Source organism: Agrobacterium burrii (assembly GCF_017313405.1).
GTDB lineage: Bacteria > Pseudomonadota > Alphaproteobacteria > Rhizobiales > Rhizobiaceae > Agrobacterium > Agrobacterium burrii.
This window is the reverse complement of sequence record NZ_JAFLNA010000007.1, coordinates 15,946-40,854: the sequence shown is the minus strand read 5'-3', so window position 1 is coordinate 40,854 and position 24,909 is coordinate 15,946. Positions and strand designations below refer to the sequence as shown.

Genomic DNA, 24,909 nt, shown 5'->3' with positions numbered 1-24,909 from the left:
CAGTCCCTGTCAACGTCGCTTGGCACATCCCCCTCAGGATGCAGAGTTGCGGAATTCCGGTTCGATCGGCTTGCGGCTGAGGGACAATGCTGCGATCGCGCCGCAGACCAGCAGCAATGCTGCAATCCGGAAGGCCCAGGTGTAGCCACCGGTCGCCGACACGACATAGCCGGTGATGATTGGCGCGATCAGGCCGAACAGGTTCCCACCCAGCGCGGTGATGGCGATCACGCGGGAAACGTCGCGCGGATTGCGCAGCAGATCGCTCGCCAGGGTGAAATTCAAACCGGCCCCTGTCGTCGATCCGGTCAGCACCAGGGTCAGCACGGCCAGCAGCTGCCAGAGGTTGTCGACCACGGGCGCAAGAAGGATCAGCAGCGACAACAGGGCCATGGCGGCCACGAAATAGCGCCGCTTGCCGGCCTGGATCGATGTCGAGGACAGGATCCTGTCACTGGACCAGGCAATTGTTAGGCCAAATACCATCGTCAGCAGATAGGGCGCTGCCGTCAGGTAACCGGTGTTCATAGTCGAGAGTTCGCGGGTTGACTGCAAAAAAGTCGGTAGCCAGGTGAGGAACAGATAAGCCGTATAGACTAGGCAAGCCTGCGTGAGTACCAGGCCCCAGATGCTCGTCTGTGCCAGCAGATAGCGCAGCGAGGACGGCGCGGGATAATCCGCAGATGCCACGGCGCTGTCGCCATTGCGCTCAGCGGTTATCTTTTCGCGTTCCGCTGCAGACAGCCAGCGCACCGCCTCGGGCGCGCCATACCAGTAGATCCACGCGGCGAGCCAGATGAAACCGAGAATGCCGAGCAGGACAAAGGATGTGCGCCAGCCAACCGAGCTGACCAGGGCTGCGGTGACGATCGCGCCGATCGCAGGACCTGCCGAGGAGCCGCCATTGAACAGGGTGGTGACCAGACCGCGTTCCTTTTCCGGAAACCAGTCGCGGATGATGCGCCCGCAGGCCGGAAAGGTCGAAGCCTCGCTGGCGCCCATCACCAGACGGGCTGCCAAAATCGAGATGAACCCTGTTGTCATGGCCGTGACTGCGGTAGCGGCAGACCAGACGGCGATGCCGCCGCCCACCATGCGCTTGGCCCCGACCTTTTCCACCAGCAGCCCGATGGGAATCAGGCAGACGACATAGGTCCAGAGAAAGCCGGAAAACAGATAGCCCATCTGGATCGGTGAGAAGCCGAACTCGGCTGCTATCTCCTTGGAGGCAACTGACAGCGCAATCCGGTCCATGTAGTTGATGATGACTGCTGTAAAAATCAGCAGCGCGATCCAGTAGCGCCGGTTGTGCATGTACTCTCCCCTGAACTGCGGCGGAATCTCCCAATTCCGCACTTCGACACTGTTGTTTCAGTGGCGCAACTTGTCCAATGAGTTCTTTCGGCGATAACGAATAGGAAAATTCAATGAGTGGATGGCCAATGGCAGGCGGCCGTGGCACTTTGGGCATGCAAGCTGACGTGAGCCGATGACAGGGACACAGACATGAGCCGTTGGTCGATACCGGAACTCGAAGCGTTTTTCTGGACCGCCGAACTGGGCAGCGTGCAAAAGGCGGCCGACCGTCTGCATGTCACCCAGCCGACCTTGTCGCTGCGGTTAAAGCAACTTGAGACGAAACTGCCGTCGCCGCTATTTGAACGCCACGGCAGAGGACTGAAGCTGACGCGCGATGGCCACACCTTTCTCAGCCACGTGAAAATCGTGCTCGATGCCTGCGGCGAGCTGGAGAAATCATCCCAGGCAACCGATATTGCCGGCAGCCTTCGGATCGGCCTGGCCGAGGGCTTTGCCGTCGCCTGCATGGCCGGCGTGCTGTCGTCGCTGGAGTCCGACTTTCCTCTGCTGAGGCCGGAATGGACGGTGGCGACCAGTTCCGGACTGGAACAGGCGCTGGCCGACAGTGAACTCGACGTCGCCATCCTGGTGGACCCCATCGGTCTGCGCGATATCAGGCTGTCGGCCCTGGGGGTCCAGAAAAACAGTTGGGCTGCCGCCGCAAAATTCCGCGGAAAGATCAAGGGCACGCCGGCGGAACTGGCACAGCAGACGATCATCACCACCCCACCACCGACGGCAATGTACCGCGCGACGATCGGCTGGTTTGCCGAAGCCAAGGTCACGCCGGACCGGATCTGCCTCTGCTCCAGTCTGAACGCCGCCATGCAACTCGTGGCATCCGGCCTGGGCTTTGGGGTGTTTCCGACCAAGATGATCGAAGCCTATCCGGCGGCGGGTGCTATTTCCATGCTTTCATCGATCCCGCAACTGGTCGATGGCCGCGTATTCGTGGCCGATCGCGCCACCGCCGACCAGTCGCGAACAAACGCGCTGTTGAAAAGCATAGAGAAAGCTACCGACAAGATCGGCTATTTCCGGTCTCAGGAGCGCGGTTTAAAATAACGAGCCTACGATGGAACCGAGTTCCGTGAACCGAAAGCAGGCCACTTACATCGTGACATGGCCTGCTTCATTGTTGCATCATTCCAGCCAATCGTCTTTACACGAGATAGCGCTTGAACCAAGCGATCGTGCGATCCCAGGCAAGATTGGCTGCCGCATCGTCGTAACGCGGCGTGGAATCGTTATGGAATCCGTGATTGACGCCAGGATAGACGTAGGCCTCGTAAGTCTTTCCCGCCGCCTTCAGCGCCTTTTCGTAAGCCGGCCAACCGTCGGTTATTCCCTTGTCTAGTTCTGCATACTGCAGCAGCACCGGCGCCTTGATGCGTTCGACGTCTTCCGCCCGAGGCTGACGTCCATAAAAGGGAACTGCTGCGCCCAGTTCCGGAAAGGCTACGGCGGCGGCGTTGGCCACGCCGCCGCCGTAGCAAAAGCCAGTGATTCCGACCTTGCCCGTGGTCAGGTCATGGTGTATCAGAAATTCGATCGCTGCGAAAAAGTCGTTCATCAGCTTTTCGGGGTCCACGTTCTGCTGCAGTTCGCGGCCTTTCTCATCATTTCCGGGGTAACCGCCGACCGAACTCAGGCCATCCGGCGCCAAGGCGATGAATCCGGCTTTGGCGACGCGGCGCGCCACGTCTTCGATATAGGGATTCAAACCTCTGTTTTCGTGCGCCACCACCACGGCTGGCACCTTGCCGGTGGTTTTTGCCGGGCGCACCAGATAGCCGCGGACATTGCCGTTCCCCTGAGGAGACGGATAGGTAATGTATTCGGCGTTGATATCCGGATCGGTGAACTCCACCTGCTGCGCCAGCGCATAATCGGGGCTCATGGACGCCAGGATCGCCGCGGCGGTCAGGCCACCAATCGCGAATTTGGCCGCGCGGTCCAAAAACTCACGCTTTGTAATCTTACCATGCGCGTAATAATCGTAAAGTTCGAGAATTTCGGGATGAAAATCCTTGGCGGTGAGACGGGTCATATAAAATGCTCCTTTGGCACTGGCCGTTCGGCCTAAATTCAGTCATCCAAGGCAAACATCGGTTAGGTTGTTATCCGCCAATGCTGCGCACTGGTGAAAGCAGATCTATCTGCTGCACGCTGCTACAAGTTCGCCGTGGAAGTTGTTTGCGTCCAATAAATTATATTTGAAGATGCAGCCTAGCGCTTTGCATCACAATTCGGCGCGTCCACCGCGTGGCCTACTGCTGCTGCCGGCCCGGATTTCCCGGCGGGTACGCCCCCTATGACCGTCGATATGATCGTGGATCGGCGATATCGCCAGCTAATCATTGATAAAACCTATGTCAAAACTGTCAAAATCCTGATTAGACAGGCTGCTCCTAATGGACCCAAATAGGCGTTTGGGAGGAGTTGAGTGGATGTGAGGGGGTTCCGTCGGAGGCAAGAGATTTGCCAAGTCTTTGCGCGATGAGGGTCGATGTATCTATGGATGCAGCATCGGCGGCCGATGGAACAACGGGTGCGACGATACACGCGCCGCGGTCTCGCATTTGAATATCAACGTAATTCCTTGACCGGCTCAAGGCGCCTTTCTTTGGAAACGCGCCACAGCAACGCCATACAAAGGGAGAAACCACATGAAAGCTGCGAGCCTTGCCATCATACTCGGCCTGGTGCCGCTACCCGCCCTGGCGCAGGCAACCACTGCACTTGCAGCGGTTCCGGCAGATCCGGCGGCAAAATCGGAAAAATTCCGTTCGCAATATATCCGCCTGAGCGACGACACCGAAGGCTTGCTGTTGGAGCCGTTGATTGCCGCCCCGGATGCGCGCATCGCCTTCGTCTTCTCCCATCCCAATCGCGACAACTTCAAGGAATTGCCGGGCCCCGCCATGGCTGCCCTCGGCTACCGGGTCATGCTGGTGAATTATCGGGGCGACCGCGACAATGCCGATGCGCCGCCGGAGGATTTCCTGCCGAGTATTTCGCGGGGCATCGCCTATCTGCGCAAACTTCCCGGCATTGAAAAGGTCGTCCTGCTGGCCCACAGCGGCGGCACCCATATGGGCACGCTCTATGAAAACGTCGCCGAACATGGCCCGGCCGCCTGCCAAGGCCCTGAAAAGATCGTTCCCTGCAACGGTAAGCACATCTCCGGTCTGGAAAAACCGGATGGATTCATCCTGCTGGATCCGACACTGGGCGCCGCCCATCAGATGAGTGCGGTCGATCCGGCGGCGGGCGAAAAGGGCCGCGACGCAGCGCTCGACATGTTTGCCAGGGAAAACGGTTATGACATCGACGGCAAAAAAGCGACCTATACGCCGGACTTTGCCAAGCGTTTCTATGCCGCGCAGGCAGCCCGCAACAACCAGATCGTCGATCAGGCGGTCGAACGTCTTAAGTTGATAACGGCGGGCAAGGGCGAATTTTCCAATGACGAGCCCTTTCTGGTCAAGGGTGTTGGCATCCGCGCGCTTGGCGCGCGGCTCTACCAGCCCGATCTCAGCTTTGCCGCCCATACCAGGCAGCCCCATACTTTGATCCATGCCGATGGAAGCCGGACGCAGGAGATCGTCAAATCGGTCCGTCCATCGGCCGGCGGCAAGCAGGTGCTCGGCATGTTGAACGAACTCGGAGCCATGAACTATTCGACAACGGTTCGCGGCTTCCTGGCCAACTCTGCAATACGGGTAAAACCGGATTTCGCGTTTACTACCGACGACATCGAGGGGATCGACTGGGCCTCCTCCTACACCTCGACGCCATCCAATGCCGAGGGCGTGACGGTGCCGTCGCTGGTTCTGACCATGAGTTGCCACTATCTCGTTGTTCCCGGCGAGGTAATCTATGATCATCTCGGCGCAAAAGACAAAACCTATGCCTCCGTCGAAGGTGCCACCCATCTCTTCCAGCCCTGCAAGCCGGAATATGGTGACACGAAAAAACAGGTGTTCGACTTTGTCAGCGAATGGGTGTCAAAGCCTGGGCGGCTGTGACTGGGTGAACGCCTGACGGCGGCGCAGTCGCGTAAGCGGGATAATTACGCGACTGCGCCGCTCCAGATCGGACGGAACGTTGTGTAAAACTTCTGGACGGGCGGCGAACGAGTGCCGCCAGCCCGTGTCAGGATGCCAAGCCGACGGCAGAGCATCGGGCTGACGATCGGCCGAAACACTATGTTGGTGTGGAATTGGTGCACGGATCAAATTTCAACATTTTTCATCTATGCGGCAGGGATCGAAACTCGTTTGATTGGTCCAGCATGCCGCACAAACATAAACGCCACTCGCCGCCATCACATCGGTAAAATGAAGTTCAAGGTGACAAACTGGGTGGAGTATGAGGCAGGCCTTCGTCGTTGTGGCAGCATGACCCTTTGGATATCTTTGATAACCTGTTCGGCGGGAGAATTCGGCGGCTCAAATTTTGTCTCATCCTCGCTTCCTTTGATGTGAGCTACGATGAGGCGAAAGCCCTCTCTTCTCAAATGAATAAATTTTGTATCAGGGGCGTTGATGTCGAACACGCGCGACCATGATGTTGATGCCCTCCGCCCAATCTTGTAGAGAAGATTGGGTGGAAGCTGATTCAACAAGGCCTGTAGACAGGTATCAGATCAGACTTTTTAAAACTCTTCCCAGCTATCGGCCTTTGCCGCGGTGTTGCCACGCACGGCGTTGGAAACGCGTGCCATCAGACGTCTTGCCGGAGACGGCGCTGGTGGTGTTTCCAGATCTCTGCGAGGACCGGTTGCTGCATGGGTTGAACCAATCTCGAAACTGGCGATCAGTTGGAATAGTGCCTCCGCTTCCCTGGCCAGCGAATGGCTTGCCGCCGTCGATTCCTCGACCATGGCCGCATTCTGCTGAGTGCCCTGGTCCATGGTGTTGACGGCAGTGTTGATTTCCCGCAGTCCAGTCGCCTGCTCCTTAGCGCCTTCGACAATCGCCGTGACATTGGTGCTGACACCCTGAACTTGCGCGACGATCTGTTCCAGAGCTTTGCCGGTTTCCGTCACCAATTCGACGCCGTTCTTGACCTGTATACCCGATTTGCCAATCAGCGCCTTGATCTCTTTTGCAGCTTTAGCGGAACGCTGCGCGAGTTCGCGCACTTCCTGGGCAACGACGGCAAAGCCTTTGCCCGCCTCGCCAGCTCTGGCGGCTTCAACGCCGGCATTCAGGGCGAGCAGATTGGTCTGGAAGGCGATCTCATCGATGACACCGATGATGTTGGAAATCTCATTCGACGAAGTCTCTATCTCGTGCATGGCGGTGACAGCTCTGCTGACCACCGCACCTGAGTGCTCCGCCGATTGGCGCGTCTGCTGGACCATGTTGCCGGCCTCTTCGGCGCGCCTGCTTGAGTCGGTGACCGTCGTCGTTATCTGCTCCAGCGCCGCTGCTGTTTGCTCGACCGATGCTGCCTGTTGTTCCGTCCGCTTCGAGAGATCGTCGGCCGCCGCACGGATCTGATTGGACCCGGCTGCAATTGCCTGCGCATTCTGGCCGACGCGCCGCATGGCGTCCTCGAGCTTTGCGACGGCATCATTGAAGTCGAGACGGACCTGATCAAGCCGGTCTGCAAAGGTTTCGGTAATCCTGTAGTTCAACTTGCCATCAGAGAGGCGGCCTAGCGCACTGCCGATGCTATCGACTGCAAAGCGAACTTCCGACGCCTCCTGTGCCTGCAGGCGTTCACGGTCAGCACGCTCCTGCTCGGAAAGCGAACGGTTTGCTGCGGCTTCCTGTTCAAGCCGAACCCGATCACGTGCATTATCGCGAAACACAGCCACAGTGGACGCCATGGTTCCAATTTCGTCAGGGCGTCCCTCACCATAAATGTTGACGTCGAGATTACCCTTGGCAAGCGCGTCCATCGCGCCGGTGATGGCGTTCACGGGACGGATGACACCCGCAATGACTATCCAGATAGAAAAAGCGGAAACGGCGGCTGCCATGGCTGTTAGCGCAATCATCAATGTTGTCAGCATTGCCCTCAGGTCATTGCCCTCTGCCAGCTTCTCCTTGGCGACGCGGATTTGCACATCGACCAGCTTGGCGATATCTCCACCCAGAGGATCGATTGCCGGATAGAGTTCTCTGTCTGCGAAGCTGGCGAGCGCAGAAGCATCTTTCGACGTGAGGATACCGAGAAGCTTCTGGACGCGGACGTCCGCCTTCAAGCGCGCTTCTTCGAAGTGATCGGCAAGTTGCTTTTCTTCACTTGTAAGGGTGGTGGCTATGTACGCCTTCCAATGATCGTTCACATCAGTCAGTGCAGACTGGACATTTGCTGTCCCCTCAACCGGGGACAATGCACCGGAACGAACCTTATGCACGGTATCGACTATGTTGACCGCGTAGCGATCACCAATTATTTTCAAATGCTCCATCGGTTCGACGCGATCAACCACGATGGAATCAGCAATTTTCGCTTCCCTTTCCATTGCGTAAAAGGAAAAAGCAGCAATCATCACAATTGTAGCGGTGAGCACCGAGATGCAGGCAAGTAGTTTCACACGGATAGTCATTACATCCTCAACCAGGCAATAGAGACGCACGTCTCTCGATAATTCGGCAACTGTTCGGGGCTGTCTGGCAGGATGATGCTTCGCTGAGGATCCCCATCCTCAACTCGCCGCGGATTGGACAATCATGGGCGCACCCGTTAAATCTAGGGGCAATCTGTTTATGAATTATAAATAACTGGATAGAATTGCCTAAAAATTAGCCCTCGCGAGTAAAAAGTCACCATTCAAGTTCAAGTTGAACCGAAAGATAAGCTATGCGCAGATATGCCGGACTAGCATTATTGGGTTTTAGCATAGCCACGGCGGCCATAGCGGCGGACGGATCAAAAACACCAGAGGTGTCGGTCAATCCCAACGAGCCGGCTTGCCTGAAGGTGCCTGCGGCCGATATGGAGCAATTCGTTGGTGCTCCTGCACGTATACGGGAGACCAACAACGGCTTTTGTTCTTGGAAAGGCAGCATATCAGGTGCCTATGTAAAGGTCATGTATTTCAAGGGCGAAAGCCTTGGTATCCCCGCTGGAGCGGAACGGGCTTATTTCGATCAGGGTATCGAAGTCATAAAGGCCGAGAACAAGCCCGGGGAGCTCGTGGAAATCCCTGCGTTAGGCGAAAGTGCCTGGGGCTTGAAAATCGCCGAAAATCCTACGAATTTCTACTCGGTGTACATGTTCAAGAACAAAGACAGCATCACCATTATGTCCAACGGCGTCGGATACGATGCGACCGTCAAGATTGCGCAGCTTGCGGCGCATATGTGATCTCTACCGCGCTGTCGTTCTGCATTTAATCGTAAGATCCCAGTCCCAACACTTTCAACAAGATAGCCCTGCATTAATTTGAGATTATGGCTTCGCTTTTTTTCACTTGATGTGAGCTTCCCACCGGGGGAAAGATGGCTGCCTACGGCCAAGCTTCATCAGAAATTTCCTATATAGTTATTGCCGAACCGGAAGGCGTCTTGCGCGGAAACCCTTGGCTTTGATCGCCACATTGCGATTGCAAGGAATAGGTAACAGGTCACCTCCATTCCTCGAAGGGAGGTGACCTGATCGAAGTCCGTCAAAGCCGGTTTTTCTTAGAACTCTTCCCAGCTTTTGGTTTTAAGAGCTGCATTGCCGGAAAATGACGAGCTCACCCGGTTCAGTAATTGCCGGGCAGGCGACCGTTTTTGATCCGGGTACCGATCTACTGCGGACGAAGCGCCTGATTTCGCCTTGGCGTCTGTCTCGAATTTTCCGACCAGAATGAACAAAGCTTCCGCTTCTCGTGCAAGGGCATGGCTTGCCGCGGTGGATTCTTCCACCATTGCGGCATTCTGTTGGGTGCCCTGATCCATTTGGGACACAGCCTGGTTGATTTCCTTGATACCGGTCGTCTGCTCGCGCGACGCTTCTACAATAGACAGCACGTTGACGCTGATTTCTTTCACCTGCTCGACGATTTTGCCGAGCGATTCTCCTGTCTGTGCAACAAGGCTGACGCCGCTTTTGACGTGATCTCCTGATTTCGCAATCAGTGCCTTGATGTCTTTTGCCGCACTGGCCGAACGTTGTGCGAGTTCACGAACTTCCTGGGCAACCACGGCAAAGCCCTTGCCTGCCTCGCCCGCTCTGGCCGCCTCCACGCCCGCATTCAGGGCAAGCAGGTTTGTTTGGAATGCAATCTCATCGATAACGCCGATGATGTTGGAGATTTCGTTGGACGACGTCTCAATCGCATTCATCGCATTGATGGCTTTCGTCACTACCGTGCCGGAATGTTCTGCATTTTCGCGCGTTTTGGTTACGAGACGACCGGCCTCTTCAGCACGGCGGCTGGTATCGGCAACGGTTGTTGTAATCTGTTCCAGCGCAGCGGCCGTCTCTTCGACAGATGCTGCCTGTTGTTCTGTGCGCTTGGCAAGATCGTCAGCCGAGGCGCGGATTTGGTTGGATCCAGCGGAAATGGCCTGCGCATTGCCGCTCACATTGACGATGGCATCCTCAAGACGCTCGATTGCACCGTTGAAATCCACCCGGATTTTATCGAGACGGGTCGCAAAGGACTGGTTGATGCGGTAGTTCAACGTGCCGTTGGCCATCGCGCCGAGGCCTGCAGCGAGTGTATCGACCGCGAATTGAACTTCTGCACTTTCGGCTGCTTCTCTTTCTTGCTGCTCCAGCCGTTCTCGTTCAGACAGCGTGCGGTTGGCCTGCGCCTCGGCTTCCAATTTCGACCGTTCCTGCGCATTGGTTTTGAACACGGCCACGGATTTCACCATGTCGCCAATTTCACTGCGGTCGGCAACGACGCTCAATTCGGCTTCCGCATGGCCATCCGCCAGTTCGCGCATCGTTTTCACAATGCGGGTCACCGGGTTCGTAATGGAACGTGTCACGATTGTTGCAAGCACCGCGACGAGTGCAAGAACGCCTGCGGATATTGCCAAGGAGATGAGAAGGCTGTTGTGCTGTTGCGCAGCAGACGCTGCGGCGTAATCGCGCAAGTCGAGGCCTGTTTTGTCTTCGACAGTTTTCAGTGCATTGATACGATTGGTCGAAGCTTTGTACCATTCTTCTCCGCTTACGCTGTTCAGTTGTCCTCCGAACGGACTAGCCATCGCAATCTTGCGTTGGCTTTCGACGAGTTTGCCTGCATCACTGCTCAATGCATCTTGCAAAGCTGCGCGCTGGTCTGCGCCCGCATAGCTGTTGAAATCAGAGAAATAGACATTTTGCATTGCACCGAATCTTACGAAAAGCTGATAGCTTTCTGGGTTGAAGCTGCCGGATGTAAAAGCCGCAGTTCCAATCGTACGCTCTTGGCCTGCCTTTTCCTTCCCTTGCAGAAGGGCCGAGTAAGCGACAATTCTGTTGGATATAGTGCTGTCTGTCGTCAGGGAACTCATCGATTCAATGATCTTGATGAGGCTACCGATAGTATCGGCAAAATATGCAGCGAGATCGGGCACACCAGCCTTGAGAGACGTTACATCCTGCCGCATTGCTTTAAGCTTATCGAGTTTGGCCTGAGCGGTGGCAGCAAGTTCTTTCAAAGCAGGTGCCATATCGTTATCTTCGTCTGTTAGACCAAGCGCGATGAAACGCTGGATTGCCGCGTCTGCAGCACCCCTTTGCTTTTCAAGAAGCGGGCCGAACTCGCCTTGTCCACGAGCACCTACAAAACCGGCGGAAGCTCCACGTTCCTTTTGAACCTCATGGATTGTGGCACCCAAGACAGGGGCCATCGAAGCAATTTCTGCCACCGACCGTGCCTCAGATGCAGTTTGCAATCGCTTGACATTGTCTTGCAAGGCTGCGCCAACCAAGGCGATCGTGGGGATGGCGGCAACGATAATGATGCGCGTCCTGATTTTTAGATTGCCGAATATGCTCACTTTTGGCCTCTGATGATGAAAGCGTGTCTGCTGGGAACTGCTTCAGTCATATAAAAATAAACGATTGAAATTTGGTTATTTTTGCACACGAAAAACTCAATGTGCCCAATTACTAGGCAGAGTTGCAACTATTGCGATTTGGAATTTCGGACTGACGTCAGGTCAACTAGGATTTATCTGAGGCATACAAGTGAGGATATCTCGCGTGACATAAGTTTTAGGCAACAATCAGCATCTCGAAAAATCAGCGCACCCGTCGAAGGATGCCCAACTCATTTACCTGCCGAAAAAGCGCGCGTTTTAGAGGCCATCCAGCGCCGACGATAGCGAGCTCGGAATATAAAGTGTGCGCCCTCTTGGTCAAACCTAACGACATCTCCGGTGGAGCAAAGAAATGAAGCCCGGCGCACTCGGTCACGTAACGCTTAGCTCCGTGCGAAACCTATTTTAACTGGATGGTAACAGGGCAGTTGACACAGCGCGGCTGTGGTTTGCTTGCAGTAATTGAAATTTCTCGTCGACCAAACCAAGATGAACCGTCACCTGGAAATCTATTGTCTCTCAGGGCTGGAAGAGACCGTATTCAATGCTGAAGAAAGATAACGGGCAGCAAGATCGTTACCTCTTCTTTTCGCAAGCGATAACGCCGCGCGACAATGGGCCTCCAAAGGATCGTTGCCCTCCGCGATATGCGGTGAAGAGGCATCGATTACGGCTCCAGCATAGAAGGTTGGGACGCCCACCTCATCATGAAGGCAACGTCCGAATGATACCAAGGACCGCGTCGTACCGTCGGAATGCCGTACACGGAAGCGACCAATTGATGGTTCGGCGGTCAGGATCGCGCTGTGGACGTCACTGGCTATCACAGCGCGGTCGTCATCCACCATGATCGCAAAAATCTGTTCAACTGAAATTCCTTTGGCCAGCTCCTCGATGGAAATGCCATAGAGTTCAGCCAAGTAGGGGTCACCGTAAAGTTTGTTCTCTGCGACATGCCAAGTGTAAAATCCCATACTCTGTGGGGACGAAACACTGAGACTCCCCTCGTCAATGATTCTTTCATAAATCTCTCCCAGCCTTCGAAAGAAATGGACACAGACCGGTCATAGAATTGCATGTTGGATTGCTAATTTGAAGTGTCGATGTCACAGGCCCGTTCATTCTTGCGGTTCTTTGGGGTGCGTCATTCATTCTCTCCTTGACGATATCCACAGTTTGACAGCCGCTCCAAAACAGGGTCAGGATAAGATCGATCTGAGCATCAACGATCTGTGCACCCATGCCCCGGCAAGGTTTCCATCCCCTTCGCCTTGATGAGATCTGAACCGGCGACCCGTGATAAACCTCAGTTAAGTGCTTGAATTGCAATCATTCGACGCTCCTCAACCGCTCATCGATTGAGACAACATTTTTTGAATTTGAGGCCGCTTCCGCATGAGCATTGCTCGTTGCGACCTATTTTGCCGACCCGCGAACTGACCTGATCCAGTGGCGCGGGTGACCGTCGAGGCAATTTTGCTAGGGTTGCATCCATCACCGAACTCGGCTGCCATGGATCGGACAACACTACGGCCTGCCTCATTTGGAGATCACCGGAGTGTAGGACCATCCCATACCATCGTTCAGCCCTCAATTCGTACTTCTTTATTCGCGCATGTTGCAAGATTTTCTCTCTCGCGACATCGTCAGGAAGCGAATTTATATGGATCGTCATACCTGCGTGCTGTGCGTCGAAAGGAAGGGAAATATCCTTAGTCTTCGCTTCGCGGACAGCCGCTTTATTTTGCAAGTCTAAAGCACGTGAAAGACCATTTGCTGAGCTGTCCGAAAGCTGCAACAGCCACATTCCCGGTTCTGTCAGTTCCGGGATCGCGCTGGCCTCGATCTGTGCTACGATCGCTCCGAGCGATGTGCCCCTATATCGAGTCAAAACTCCTTTGATCTCTCGGCTTCCCGAAGCGCCTTGACGCCGGACCGCCATGGCTACGTCCACATGAGCCGTAAAGTCGTCACCAAGATTGACCATATCGTACTTGTCATCGAGCCAGAGGTTGTTCCTGAGGTGGTACGAAAGCGGGATCAATTCGTTGGTGATCAGCAGTTTGGTGTAAGAGCGTGCGCGCAAATCCAGGTAGTTCAGAAAGTGGAGCGGCGTCTCCAGAAATTCCGCGATGATGTCTAGTGTGAACACGTCCGTGACGAGCGGACTTCGGACGATCTTGTCCGCCCCTACCTTGAGGAACTGCCGCGCCTGGAAAGTCAAAGCGGGATAGTGATCGGCGAGGACACACATCGGATAGATGACTTCAACTGGGTCGGCAATCTTAAGTTCCTGTCCCTGCTTGTCCCGAAAGACAAAGTCGCTCGGACGCTGCAATGCGCCTGCGCAGAGAAGCGCTTGATCATAGGCGTTCGCAACGGCCTTTTTAAAATCGTCTTTGAGCGCCAGGTCGTTTCCTTTGCGCGCATTCAGAGTGAGGCGTTTTGATTTCGCTTGAACAACAATCGCCTGGTTCCCGAAAAGGACGAGCGCATCGGCCTCCGCATACCGGTTCTTCCCGCGGTAGATGTCAATATTCGTTAGGACACGGGAGGGACCAAACACCGAGCGAAGGCGCTCACTCGAATAGGATTCTGTGAAAATGCCCCGGTTGGCGGTAGCGGTAGAACGATAATCGTCGTCCGCCATCATCCAGAAAAACGGCGACTCGTAGAGTGCTTCCTGCAGTTGGTAGTGTTGCAGGAGGATATAGGCTCCATCTCCGCAAGCTAGGATCGGCCGGGTGTTCGTCTCATTGAATTCACTCAAGCCGATAAATGCGCTGTTGCGCTCGTGGCTGCCATACTTGAATGCAGCTAGGATCGCTTCGACCCTTCCAATTGCGATCTCAGCGCGAGCCGCAATATCTTCGATCGTAAAGGTAAAGGCCGGAAGAAACGTCCATCGGTCCGGGGATTGTGCTCGCATTTCCTTACGAAGAAGGCCTAGGCGATGAAGGTGATTGTCAGCAATCGCCTTCGCTACCACGAGTGCCTCCGTGATGCTGAAGCCGCGTGTCCTCTCGAGCCACTCCTCATCGGCGCCGTATTTCAGCTCGGTGAGGGCTTTGTACTGGAAATTGTAAGCAGATTCACCGCCGTAGAAGATGGGTTCTCGCATCGCGGCTCCATCCTGAAACGGATCTCTGCCGGCCAACAGACCTGCTAGATCTCTCCCGCCGAAGAAGGCCTCGGCAGCCATAGCATGATGAAGCTCTCGCATGAGTTCGTCGGTACGATCGATATAGGTCTGCAGGGCTTCCGGCGCCGGCATATCCGTCATCCATGGACTGCGCGCCATCAGGCCAATCAATGTCGAGATTTCACTTCGCAGGAGACTGGAGCCCTCATAGTGAGAATCCATGTCTCTGACACCGAGTTGGCCGCTGTATCGGATGAGATTATCCCGAAAACAAAAGTAAGCGATCGCATGAATAAACCCCGGAGAAGCGCACAAGATTTCGAGCTCGGCAAAGATTTCACTTTCCGTCCTCTGAACGGTCTCATCTACTTCCAATGTCTTATCCATCGGCGTCGCCCCGCTTCTGCAATCTCACCGTCTCTCAGAGACATCGGCCGCACTTAAACTCTGCTCACGCTTTAATCCGGCAGTTTCGGGACCGGACACGCATCTATTTTGGCTGCTCATGCCCTTTGTTGTCCTCGAGCATCGACAGGTAACAAGGCCTCGAACTTCTTCAGCAACGCCTTGGCCAATCCTTCGCCGTTTATTCGAAGACCAATCTCGTCCAACGGGTTCTCCGCCAAGCCAGACTGCGAAGCCCAGTTCATACTGGTGACAATCACATCGTCGTCGCCCCACGCCAGGAATTTTGCGTGAAGTTGGGGGTCGCGCACCCCAAAAATGCTTGCCAGCCCGATCAGCCGCTGACGTTGCCGCGCGATGTGTCGAGGTTTGATTGGTCCAGAGCGTCGGGAGTAATAGACCCGGACATCGCCTATTCTCTGACCCGCGACATAGGCTGGGTTAAACACACCGGGTACCATCGTTGCACCGGCGCGGTTGGTGCAACAGACGAAGCGGTGTTCGGCATCATGTGCAGCAGATCGGAGCACGCGTTCATGTTCGTGGGCCAAAAGGATTGTCATGACCGCCGGCGCCGCTTGTACGGGGTCTGTCGCGGCTGCTAGGCTCCGCTTCCCTCGCCTGAGATCGGCCGAGATAAAATTGAGCGCCTCCACTGAACGGCGTGCCTCCGAAAGAGGGCCAACGATCCTTCTGAAAATATCGAGAAGATTGGCGACGGCCAGATCCTCACGGACCTCAGCGGAAACTTCGACAGCGCTGAAGGGCGACGACAGCCAGTTGCAGGAACCGAGCAATACCACCGCGCCCCCTCGCCCGTCATCAGCAGCGAGAAACTTTGCGTGGCTCGCCACCGGATCGCGATGGACCTGGACATACCCGCGTGTGAGATTCTTTCCATTTAGCCTGACACGCAGGGCTTCCATGGCGTTTGCATTCTTTGAGCGTTCATCGAGAGTGGTCCCATAGAAAAGATGGACGTGCACCCGGCGTTGTACAGCGCGCTCCAGCGCCTGAATGATCCGTTCGCGGTTCTCGCGGCATTTCTCGTCACACTTCTCGTCATCTGCAGCGGCGACGAAGGTTGAAAGGACGAAAAGTTCGTGACGGGCGTCGTCGGCAATTTTCTCGAACCGGTCGAGATGCTCATCCGAACCGACGATAAAATTGTTCGGCTCAAACTGCGTCTCGAAGGCCGATGGCTCGACCTCGCGCGAGATGTTTGCCAATTGTGGCGCTTGTCCAGTCTCGAGGACCTCACCAAAGAAGCGTCGAAGGTCATCGCTCGCCCCTTCCGGAAAGAGCCCGTCCCTCACTTCGTCTAGGTCAAAAACGACAAAGGTCTTCTGAATAACCGAATTGATCGTCCTGACACCGCGCATCCATTCCCCCGGACGTAGCTGTCCCGCGACCAGTGCCTGCACCCTCCCCGCCATCGTGTCATCCGTTTCGGGCGGATCGTCGGTCGGAAAACCAACGATCCGGACGGACGATCCGCCAGGGTTCGTCTCCAACTTGACGTCCTTTCTGCGGAATATGGAATGGCCTGCCCTCTCATAGACGAGACTTATGCTGACTTCGCGTTCCTCGGTTCGCTCAGGCAGCGGTCGGTCGGTATGCACCAGTTCCTTGCCGACGGCACTGGTTGTGAATAGTGGGGCGGGAGATAACTGTATCTCGGCGAGACCGAACTGCATGAGGCGCGCGACTGTCGCCTCCACAATCTGGGCAGGCAATGACAGTGACGCCGCTATACCCTCGATCGTGCCCGGGACGGTGTGAAGCCGGAGAAGCACCATCTCCTCGACTGGGCTCCATCCCCAGACTCGCTGAATAATTGCGCGCGCCCTGTAGTGCCAAGCTGCGATATGGAGTTTCATAGGGCCAACTTCCCTGCATCGTCGACGCTGACGATCGTCGCGCCCGGGCCGACGCCTTCGAACTGCGTTTCACCGAGTTTGTTCAGCTCCTCGATCATCTTGCGTACAAAGCCTAGCTGGCCACCCACGTGGTCGGGATCGGTTCCCTCGGCTGCATCACCGAGAAATGTCAGACTAGTAGCGAGGATCAACTTCTGCTTTGCTCTGCTCAACAAGACGTTCATGCGTTGAGGGCTTCTGACATGCCCCAGTGCTCGCCCACCGACAAGGGTATTGTTGCGGACGAGGCTTGCCGCAACAAGATCCGCCTGCCCGCCTTGGAAACTGTCGGAGGTGTAAACGAACCTCCCGTCTTTTCGAGGGCTGTCGAAGCCGAACAAAGTTCCATCGCGCGTGTTCAGCGATGAACTCAGCATTCGTTCCAATTGTTTGACCTGCGCCCAATAGGGCGCGAGAAAGACCAAGGTGGGTCTATTGCCCTTGTGGTCCAGCTGAGGGCGGACGCGCTTTACTGCATCGATCAAAACGGAGCACTCCGTAAGGTTGACATATGAACCGTTTCTATTTTCCTCGAAGGCACGCCTTTTTACCATGCTGAGCGCAGGAACGTTTAGGACAACCACAGGGCTCGTCGGAAGCCCAGCCATCGAACCGAGCGTCAATTTTCGATCTATGACGCGCTTTGTCGGTACCAGATTGCCCTGGTAAAACGTGTTCGAGACCAACCGACATATCGCGGGATGCATTCGGCTTTGTTCCAGAAGCGTTGCGGCGATCGAGCTTGGGTAGCCATTTGCCTGCTCACGCTCTTCCTCACGGGCCGCGATGGAGAAAAATGGCTCTTCTAGCCGGATAGCCATACCAAGAACATCGACACGCAGCGTTTCGTCAGTTTCCAGAACCTCAAGGGCCTGATCAACTTCAGCAGGCAGATCCGCGAAAGCTTCTAGCTGTTTGCGGGCGTCCTTCAACATCTCGTCTGATTTCTGCGCGTCGTACAGCTTCTGGCGTTCCAACGCTTCAAATGGCGAAAGTTGTTTATGGTCGCCTATGATGACCCTACGGTTTCCGAGAAGTAGCGCTCCAATGAGCTCCGAGCCGTTCGCTCGAGCGGCCTCTTCCACGAACACCCAGTCGAACTGCTCACCGTTGGCAATCATCTCCTCAATGACGTGCGACGATGTCGTCGCCAGTGTGACATTCGACGAGCGCAAAAGAAGGGCGTCTGTATCGGGAAGAACGCGTTCGGCGATAGCACCCTCGCCTTGGGCGGGCTGCAGTGTCTGTTCGATCTGCCGGAACTGCGCCGCCATGATATCAAGGTCGCTTGTTTTTTGGATGCCGCACAAGACATCCATCGATCGTGCCCGAAGTGAGGCACTTTCGGCTCCGCCCTTGGAACGTTCAACACGGACGACGATCGCAATGTCAGGAGGCAGAACATCCTTGAGCTCGTGTTCCATGTTCACGAGGGTTTCGTGATTCTGCGCGGCAATAAGAATACGCGAGCGCTTTGCAGGCAGGTGAATGCTCTCCACCAGCTTCGAGATCAGGAATGTTTTGCCGACGCCCGGCGGGCCGACGATCACGCTGATCGACTTTCCCGCAGCAATTGATGCCCAGGCTTTTACTTTGGAAGCATCCATGTCAGACGGCGCCTGCCCTGGGGCGGCGACTTCGACAAGGGCTTCGTCCATCGCGACCTGTGCGGGATCATCGATTGCTCGTAGCAATTCGACGTTGCTGCGTGCGGCGACAATATTCTGGAGACGGCGTCTTACGGCCTGTTCTAGGCCAACGTCCTTGCGTGGCCGCAAATAAAGGTGTTGACCGGGCAGCACCTGCTCGCTTGATGTAAAAGCATAAAGCCGCGCCCCGCCAACAGTCTCGGCTGCTTCGAACGACAGTTCCGGTTGTCGCTCTCGAGCTCCAGCAAGAGCATCGGACGAAGCCAGCGTCCAGTCGGCTCCGCCTTGATCGTGATACAGCTCGCGCTCGAGAGCTTTGGCACATTCAAGAAGTTCCATTCGCCGACGTCGTTCGTCCCGCGGATCGTCCTCGCGGGGCGTCACCCAGACCAGGTGCTTGGTGGAGGCATCTGGCGCAGCAACGACCTCGACGGGATAGATGTGAAACTGCTGCCTCAGGAGCGAATAAGCTTCCAGCAAAATCAGCGCGTACCACGAGGGAGGGTCGTCGCGCATTCCTGCCGCCGTTTTCTTGCTGGCAATTTCAGCCCAGCCGATCGCTGCAAGCCCCGACCTCTTCGCGCGTTCTTGGGCGCCCACCCGGTTGGACGCCAAGTGAATGCGTTGTTTAATTTCGAAGGCGTCCGCCACCCGGTCGTCACTACGACGCTTCGACGCAGCTGTCATGGTGCCGATCCGTCCCTCTTCTGGCCGGACAATGTAGGTCGCAATGTCAGTCACTAGCCTTATGGAGCCAGAACTCATCGGTACAGCTCGAACCTCTGGACCGAGGAGATCGTCGGCTGCGAACCGAAGAACGCGCTCTGCTTCAGATGCGGGGATAGTACCGGAAGTCAAAGATGGGAGGTCGCTCAGCATAACCTGCCGGCTGGGATACAGAACGAGTTCACCTTCACTACCAACACCGACGCGATCGAGCTCTTCGATGACGTCTTTGATCTCTCGTAAAACAGTCCGTCCGTCAAAGAGCTGGAAAACTGGCGGGTTCGCCAGCCGGTCAAGCATCTTGAATTCAATGCTCGACAAGATTGGAGCAGACGTACCACCCATGCCGAGGATCGAACGGGCAGCTTTGCCGACATCCACCCAATCTTGTCGGAACGACACAATGTTTGTGTTGCGCAGTCCTTCGCGTCCCGCGTCAAAATCGCTTTCCGCAATTTGGACGCACGACTCGTACCCGCCCAGACGGTAATCAGGGACATCGTCGTTGTGGGAGAAAATTGTATGTAGATTGATAGCACCGTGCACTATGCCTGCATCGTGACATAATGAAAGCGCCTCGGCGATGCGTTGCATGTTACGCCAAAAGATCTGACGGCCGGCCGTGGTTAAAAGCTGCTGGGCTCGCATCCTGGCTCTATAACTGGATGCTGATAGAGGATCACCAGGTCGAAGCATAACAACGCCAATCTCGTGCTCGTCCTCAACGAGCTCGATAACCTCCACGAGCACATCTCGCGCTCGCCTTGACGTCAGCACACGATGAACACGACGAAGTCCCCTGTCGAGTAGATGCCTGAGATCACCATCAATCTCCGTTCCGGTTTTTCTAAAGAGCCGGACCAGATACTGCTCACCATCGCTAATGCTTGTCGCGTATCGGAGGTGTGACGTCCAGGATGCAGGGTCGCCAGCGTAACCATCCTCCGAAAAACGGTAAATCGCGTCCAGAGGCTTGCTCTTCGTGCCTTTCAGTCCTGCCATGCGCTTACACTTCTCCCATAGGATAGCCAGAAGCAGCTCCAAATGTGGGAAGCTGTGTTGGGGAATCGATTCGACTACCTAGATAGCTTATCGAATAACCTGACGTTGCAATATCCGGAAACGCAGTGCAACCGAGCAGAATCGCAACAATATACGCCCCACGCCCTAACTCTCCCTGCCCGTTATCTCGCGCAGATCAGGCTCCAAAACGATCCGCCGCGACGCGCGCGACGCAACGTCGAGCGTGCGACTTGCCACCATCCCCGGCAACACCAGAGGCAGTCGCTAAGACGAGCTGCACAAGCTCCGGCAATTTCGAAGAGGCCCGCCATCCCTTCAGTTTCCGTTCAAATAAGGTGCGGGTTGATGGTGGTGTCCGCTTCACGCAGGATCGAGGTACCAAACAGCCGGCCCGAGCAAAGGCGGTGCTGTCGAGGGCGAGGATCGTCGTCCTGGTGCATGCTGCTGGAAATCGCTGAAATGACTTGGCGTCTTTCCGCACCCGAGAGGGTCCGGCTAGGCGCTCAGACAAATTCTCGCGAACCGGCGGCGTCTTGCGTTGCCGTGGATAGCGATCGGCACCAATACCAAATCAACGACAATAATCCTCGGATTTCAAAAATTTCGCAGTACAATGGGTGCTGAGCGTAGATGTCGGGGGGAGTACGGAAGGCGCGAAATCCTAGCGACGGCTCAGAGTCACTAGCCTCTGATATCGAACATCCTTCTCGAGCCTCGGAGCAAGCTTAGCGATGTGGAGGAGAGCGCTTTCTAGCCCATTTGGAACAATTGCACCCTCTTCGTCGCCGATCGTCTTGTCCAAGATTGCAAGGAGAGATGCGGCTTTCGTTCGATCATCGATTACAGCGTATTTGTCGTCCACCGAATTCTTGTCCAAAACGCCGTAGTCGTACATTGACCAGCAATCGAAGGGCGTCAGATATGGTAGCACGAGCTCCGCTGCTTCGGCATAATAGGGTCCGGCTGCCGCAGGTAGCTCTGCCAACCCCTCCGAAACCTGGCGAGAGTTGAGCGTGAGTTCCTTCGGCCAGACATTACGGAAAGCCGACGCCACCAACTCGAAGCGCGTGGCAATCTCCGCGTCGTCACCGATTTCAAGAAATTCGTGCATTGCCCTGATTGCCTCGCGACGAACAGTGTCGCCACCCATCCTGAGCACCTGCTGAGCAAGATTGATAGAGATGGGAGGCGGCTGCTGATCGCGGGCGCTCAAGAGAACAGAAAGGATGACCTGTTGGGTGAGTTCGCCCCTCACCTGCGCCGGTAATTCACTGGAGATCGCGGCCGCAACGAGCGGCTCGGCAAGTTCGGTGAGGACTTCCGGTCCCGGTAAACCTCCAGATCCGAACGCGCCCCACAACTCCAACGCCCCCTCATCATTGGGCTCGGCCATTTTTAAGGTCTCGATCAGGTTCGCTCTCGTCCAGGCCGGATCAGCGGTATAAAAGTACCCGATGTCTCGGGTCAGAAAATATTGTGCGTCCAGGCGAGCTTCGCCAGTCGCCTTAGCGATAGCGAACAGGATCTGCGGCCATGGGCCGGCAGCCAAGGCTTGATCGCCCGCCCCTACGGTAGGCCAACCGCTCAATGCGAACAAAAGTTGGCCGACCGGCGATGCATAGGCTCGGTCGGCTAGCGGTTGGCTGACGTCGGCATTCTCGTTTGTCGCGGTGACGGCAATCGGCCAAAGCGTAAGCCACGCGGCAATGAATTCGTCCCGGCGCTGAAGTAGTTTATCCCAGCCGTTCGTGAACGATGCCAGCCCGTCGATCGCCCGTTTAAGTACGACAGGTCCTAAATTGACGATCGCCTGGCAGGCTCGTACGGCAATCGGAATTTTTGCTTGGTCTTCTGGGGAGGCCGAGTCCGGCCCCGTATTGAGATCGGTAGGCCTGAAGCCATAGCCGAAAGCCTGCCAGACTTTAGCCGAAACTACGGAATCCGGTGCCTTTTCGAGCAGGGCGAGAATGTCGCTCGGATGTTGAGCGATGTAGTCTGATGCCTGCTGGGTCCGGTCGTCCCAGCCGCCATCCCCAATCATGCCGGCAAGCTCGTCAAGCAACTTTGCGCTTGGAACGGAGTCAAAGGACGGTTGAATGCTCCGTTCGCCGCGCAACATGCGCACGCCCTCACTGAATCCGAAAGTGAGGTTAACTTCTGGCTCCGCTCCATCCTGCTGAATTGCCTTGTCCAACCAATCGATCGCCTTTTTCGACAGCTGTCCTCCTGCCGCTTGAATACGTTGCAACTCAATGCGTATACGGTGCCGCCGAAAACCTACCCTGTCTGCCTTGTCGACCGACTTTGGAATGAGCTTTAGCGGTTCCCCCTTCAACAGACGTTGCTCCAGACGGGCTGCGCTCGCTGCAGAAAGGTTGCTCCAACGCACTGCGCGGACCTCGGCGATCTCTGGAAAGGTCCCCGGTCGCCAGAATTCCGAATCTTCGACCGTTTCAAGGAAAGTGGATACGTCTTCAGCCGAAACGAGGTCCGGGTTGCGCGCCGCCGCCGCCCAGAGGCGCCTGTAGAGCTTCCATTCGCTGGTATCCCAGCACGACACGATGCGTCGCGCAGCTGACGCATCGATAGATGCAAGCTTTTCCGTGACTGCGAACATCAGCTTCGTCACAGGCGCGAAACCGTCGCGGTGTCTGTCGGGCTCACCGCCACCGGCAACATACTGCGCAGGCGGAACATAATAGACGCGTTGCACCTGCCAGTTAGTAATATCCATACTTTCAGATATGGAGCCGATCATACGTCCGAGATTAAGTCCCGAAAGCAGGGCGGCGTTGAGTGCCACGGCCAGTTCGAAGAGAAAATTGCGATCGGACATCTGTTCGAGACCGATATCGTTTGGTGTCAGGCGGTCCCCGCTAGAAATCGATGCCCAGATGAGATGCCGGAGAAGCGTCGGCTTTTCAGGCGGTTTCTCCCCGGAAAGGGCGTGGTATCGCCTGGATGTCTCGATTTTGAGTGACGGTCTGATGGCTTCGACGACGAGTTGGATGATCTCCCGCTGCGTCCCGCCCTGTTTGAGCTCACGCTTGATTAGATATTTCTCGTGATTGTTCTCAGTGTCAGGCCTCTGCCAGTATTCGAATACACAACGCCATGCGAGAGCATAGGGTTCAGCAAGATCCTTCACTCGGTGACCGAAGAGATCACGCAGCGAACCACGTTCCGCCTCATGGTTCGTCGACAAGCCGGCCGCCCACTCAAGAACGGCTAGATCCTCCAGGCGGCCATCCGCGAAGGCCCAAGTGGATTGGCGGACACGATCTCCAGTGTCGGATATTCTCGGTCTGCGCATATCAGCGTGTCCTCCCAGTTTCCCGGATTGTCTCGTTCAACAATGCAAGCCACCTTGGTGAGCAACCGTTCTTAGAAAGGAGCTTTGCCAAATCGGTTTGTTCACTCGGCGTTGAGCGTCGCACGTAGTATTTCAGGAATGATTGCCCGGCGGACCCGTCTGGCGATTCGGGATCGAGCAGAGAGAGTTCCTTTAGATAGGCGTTTACCGATGCCCGGCTGCGCTTTCCCGGCACGAGGTCGGCCCACCGCACGAGCAGATCCCCTAGCGCTCGATGACCGTTGGCGCGATCATATGGAATTGGGGTTATTCCGCGTGCCCGCCATTCCGTCGGTGTTCGCGCGTCTGAGGGTTCACATCCGACAAATGCATAGCGAGGCTTTAGGTCATTGAAATGCCGTTCGTCGCCGGCGATCGCATTGAGGAGATATCGGACCGGTGAGTCATTCGCGCTGTAACCAACAAGAACCAGATGGAAGATTCGTGCAGCATCATAGAGGAAGGACGTAATCTGATGCCGCCGCAGATAGAAGTCCCCGAAGTCCTGGTCCGTTAGTATGAGTGCTGACCCCTTCTCGCTTTTCCATCGAAGTTTTCCATGGATATGCAGGACGCCGCCGAAGTCCGTCCTTCGGCTTGGATTGGGAATTTCGCCGAGCGCGAATGACGTGGCGGTCACGCGCTCGCTTTTGGCAGCCTCTGACAAGAGGCGATCAAAGTTAGTCGTCGCCAGAAGTGTTTGACCGAACCGTTGCCCTAGGTGAATGAGTGCGCTGTGGATCGGGTTGGGTGAGGTCGTTCGCGCCAGCACCTCGCGCGCCGCCCGTCGCATCGTGCTTTCTTCGCTCGGGTCGCCGTCGAGACGCCGCTCTAGCATTCCCAGAACAACGTCGTATTCGCGTTGGCAGAAGAACTTCAATTCAGTGCGTTGTGCGTCTGAAAGAATACCGGGAGCGGTTTCCCAAGTCGCGCCCGTAGTGGTCCAAATCGTGTCTATGGCCGCCGCGACTGTCGGATCGACTTTCCGATAAATGTCAGCAACGAGGCCTCCGAAATCAGGCAGTGAGGATGGGGCTGGATAGGATGCGCCTGCACCTACGATGAATAGGACGTCGCCTCGATCTCGCGCGAGTAGCAAGTCTTCTGGCAAACTGGGAAGACCTTTCCCGAGTAACACTTCGCCCGACATATTCCCCCCGAACCACCCATCCCTCTAATTTCTTTAATTTAAAGAGAAATCCGCAGCAACTCCCGGGAATTGAAAATATTTTTGAAGGGAGCAACTCGGGACGAGCCCGGCCCAAGACAGATTGCCACGGCACATGCAGCGGCACAGCTGCGGCTAGTCCTACCAACATGACGGGGAGAGAAGGGGCCCCTCCCG

General features: G+C 55.9%; 13 protein-coding genes and 2 pseudogenes. 4 read left to right on the top strand and 11 right to left on the bottom strand.

Features of this window, described 5'->3' with window-relative positions; translation table 11 throughout:
* Positions 1 to 33 precede the first annotated feature (33 nt).
* Positions 34 to 1,314 (bottom strand): MFS transporter, encoded by a 1,281-nt coding sequence (locus tag JZX89_RS14240; protein ID WP_207134435.1) that lies wholly within the window; start codon positions 1,312 to 1,314, stop codon positions 34 to 36.
* Positions 1,315 to 1,506: 192 nt separating this feature from the next.
* Between JZX89_RS14240 and JZX89_RS14235 the strand changes: the two genes are divergently transcribed.
* Positions 1,507 to 2,424 (top strand): LysR family transcriptional regulator, encoded by a 918-nt coding sequence (locus tag JZX89_RS14235; RefSeq protein WP_207134434.1) that lies wholly within the window; start codon positions 1,507 to 1,509, stop codon positions 2,422 to 2,424.
* 97 nt (positions 2,425 to 2,521) lie between these two features.
* Here the strand turns inward: JZX89_RS14235 and yghX are convergent, their stop codons facing one another.
* Entirely contained in the window at positions 2,522 to 3,409 is an 888-nt protein-coding gene (yghX, locus tag JZX89_RS14230; RefSeq protein ID WP_207134433.1) for a YghX family hydrolase, read from the bottom strand.
* 619 nt (positions 3,410 to 4,028) lie between these two features.
* On the opposite strand from yghX, the gene JZX89_RS14225 reads away from it, so the two are divergent.
* Together JZX89_RS14225 and JZX89_RS28595 are read left to right on the top strand one after the other, a co-directional pair.
* A complete protein-coding gene (locus JZX89_RS14225) occupies positions 4,029 to 5,390 on the top strand; it encodes an alpha/beta hydrolase (RefSeq protein ID WP_207134432.1) in 1,362 nt (453 codons plus the stop codon).
* 266 nt (positions 5,391 to 5,656) lie between these two features.
* Positions 5,657 to 5,780 (top strand): annotated as a pseudogene (locus JZX89_RS28595) (IS5/IS1182 family transposase); the annotation flags it as partial.
* Between the two features lie 239 nt (positions 5,781 to 6,019).
* On the opposite strand, the gene JZX89_RS14220 reads toward JZX89_RS28595, so the two are convergent.
* Positions 6,020 to 7,927, bottom strand: a complete 1,908-nt coding sequence (locus tag JZX89_RS14220) for a HAMP domain-containing methyl-accepting chemotaxis protein (RefSeq protein ID WP_207134431.1) — start codon at positions 7,925 to 7,927, stop codon at positions 6,020 to 6,022.
* Positions 7,928 to 8,181: 254 nt separating this feature from the next.
* Here JZX89_RS14220 and JZX89_RS14215 point away from each other — a divergent pair, with 254 nt between their 5' ends.
* The gene (locus JZX89_RS14215; protein WP_103660127.1) at positions 8,182 to 8,688 is read left to right on the top strand and encodes a hypothetical protein; all 507 of its coding nucleotides are present in this window, start codon (positions 8,182 to 8,184) and stop codon (positions 8,686 to 8,688) included.
* Positions 8,689 to 9,005: 317 nt separating this feature from the next.
* On the opposite strand, the gene JZX89_RS28830 is transcribed toward JZX89_RS14215, so the two are convergent.
* From JZX89_RS28830 to JZX89_RS14175, 8 genes and pseudogenes are all read right to left on the bottom strand, one after another.
* Positions 9,006 to 11,306, bottom strand: coding sequence for a methyl-accepting chemotaxis protein (locus JZX89_RS28830; protein ID WP_369809555.1), 2,301 nt, complete (start codon positions 11,304 to 11,306; stop codon positions 9,006 to 9,008).
* A 551-nt stretch (positions 11,307 to 11,857) separates the two neighbouring features.
* The gene (locus JZX89_RS14205) at positions 11,858 to 12,322 is read right to left on the bottom strand and encodes a PAS domain-containing protein (RefSeq protein WP_256438139.1); all 465 of its coding nucleotides are present in this window, start codon (positions 12,320 to 12,322) and stop codon (positions 11,858 to 11,860) included.
* 377 nt (positions 12,323 to 12,699) lie between these two features.
* On the bottom strand, positions 12,700 to 14,877 hold the full coding sequence (locus tag JZX89_RS14200; RefSeq protein WP_207134429.1) for a YecA/YgfB family protein: 2,178 nt from the start codon (positions 14,875 to 14,877) through the stop codon (positions 12,700 to 12,702).
* A 116-nt stretch (positions 14,878 to 14,993) separates the two neighbouring features.
* Positions 14,994 to 16,775, bottom strand: a complete 1,782-nt coding sequence (locus JZX89_RS14195) for a phospholipase D-like domain-containing protein (protein ID WP_207134428.1) — start codon at positions 16,773 to 16,775, stop codon at positions 14,994 to 14,996.
* Positions 16,772 to 20,191, bottom strand: coding sequence for a DEAD/DEAH box helicase (locus tag JZX89_RS14190; protein ID WP_207134427.1), 3,420 nt, complete (start codon positions 20,189 to 20,191; stop codon positions 16,772 to 16,774). Before JZX89_RS14190 ends, JZX89_RS14195 begins: the two co-directional genes overlap by 4 nt.
* Positions 20,192 to 20,343: 152 nt before the next feature.
* Positions 20,344 to 20,552: pseudogene (locus JZX89_RS28580) on the bottom strand (helix-turn-helix domain-containing protein); the annotation flags it as partial.
* Between the two features lie 321 nt (positions 20,553 to 20,873).
* Complete coding sequence (locus JZX89_RS14180; protein WP_207134426.1) at positions 20,874 to 23,525, bottom strand: hypothetical protein; 2,652 nt, start codon at positions 23,523 to 23,525, stop codon at positions 20,874 to 20,876.
* A gap of 1 nt (position 23,526) precedes the next feature.
* Positions 23,527 to 24,714: an SIR2 family protein gene (locus JZX89_RS14175; RefSeq protein WP_207134425.1), complete on the bottom strand. Its 1,188-nt coding sequence runs from the start codon at positions 24,712 to 24,714 to the stop codon at positions 23,527 to 23,529.
* Positions 24,715 to 24,909 lie beyond the last annotated feature (195 nt).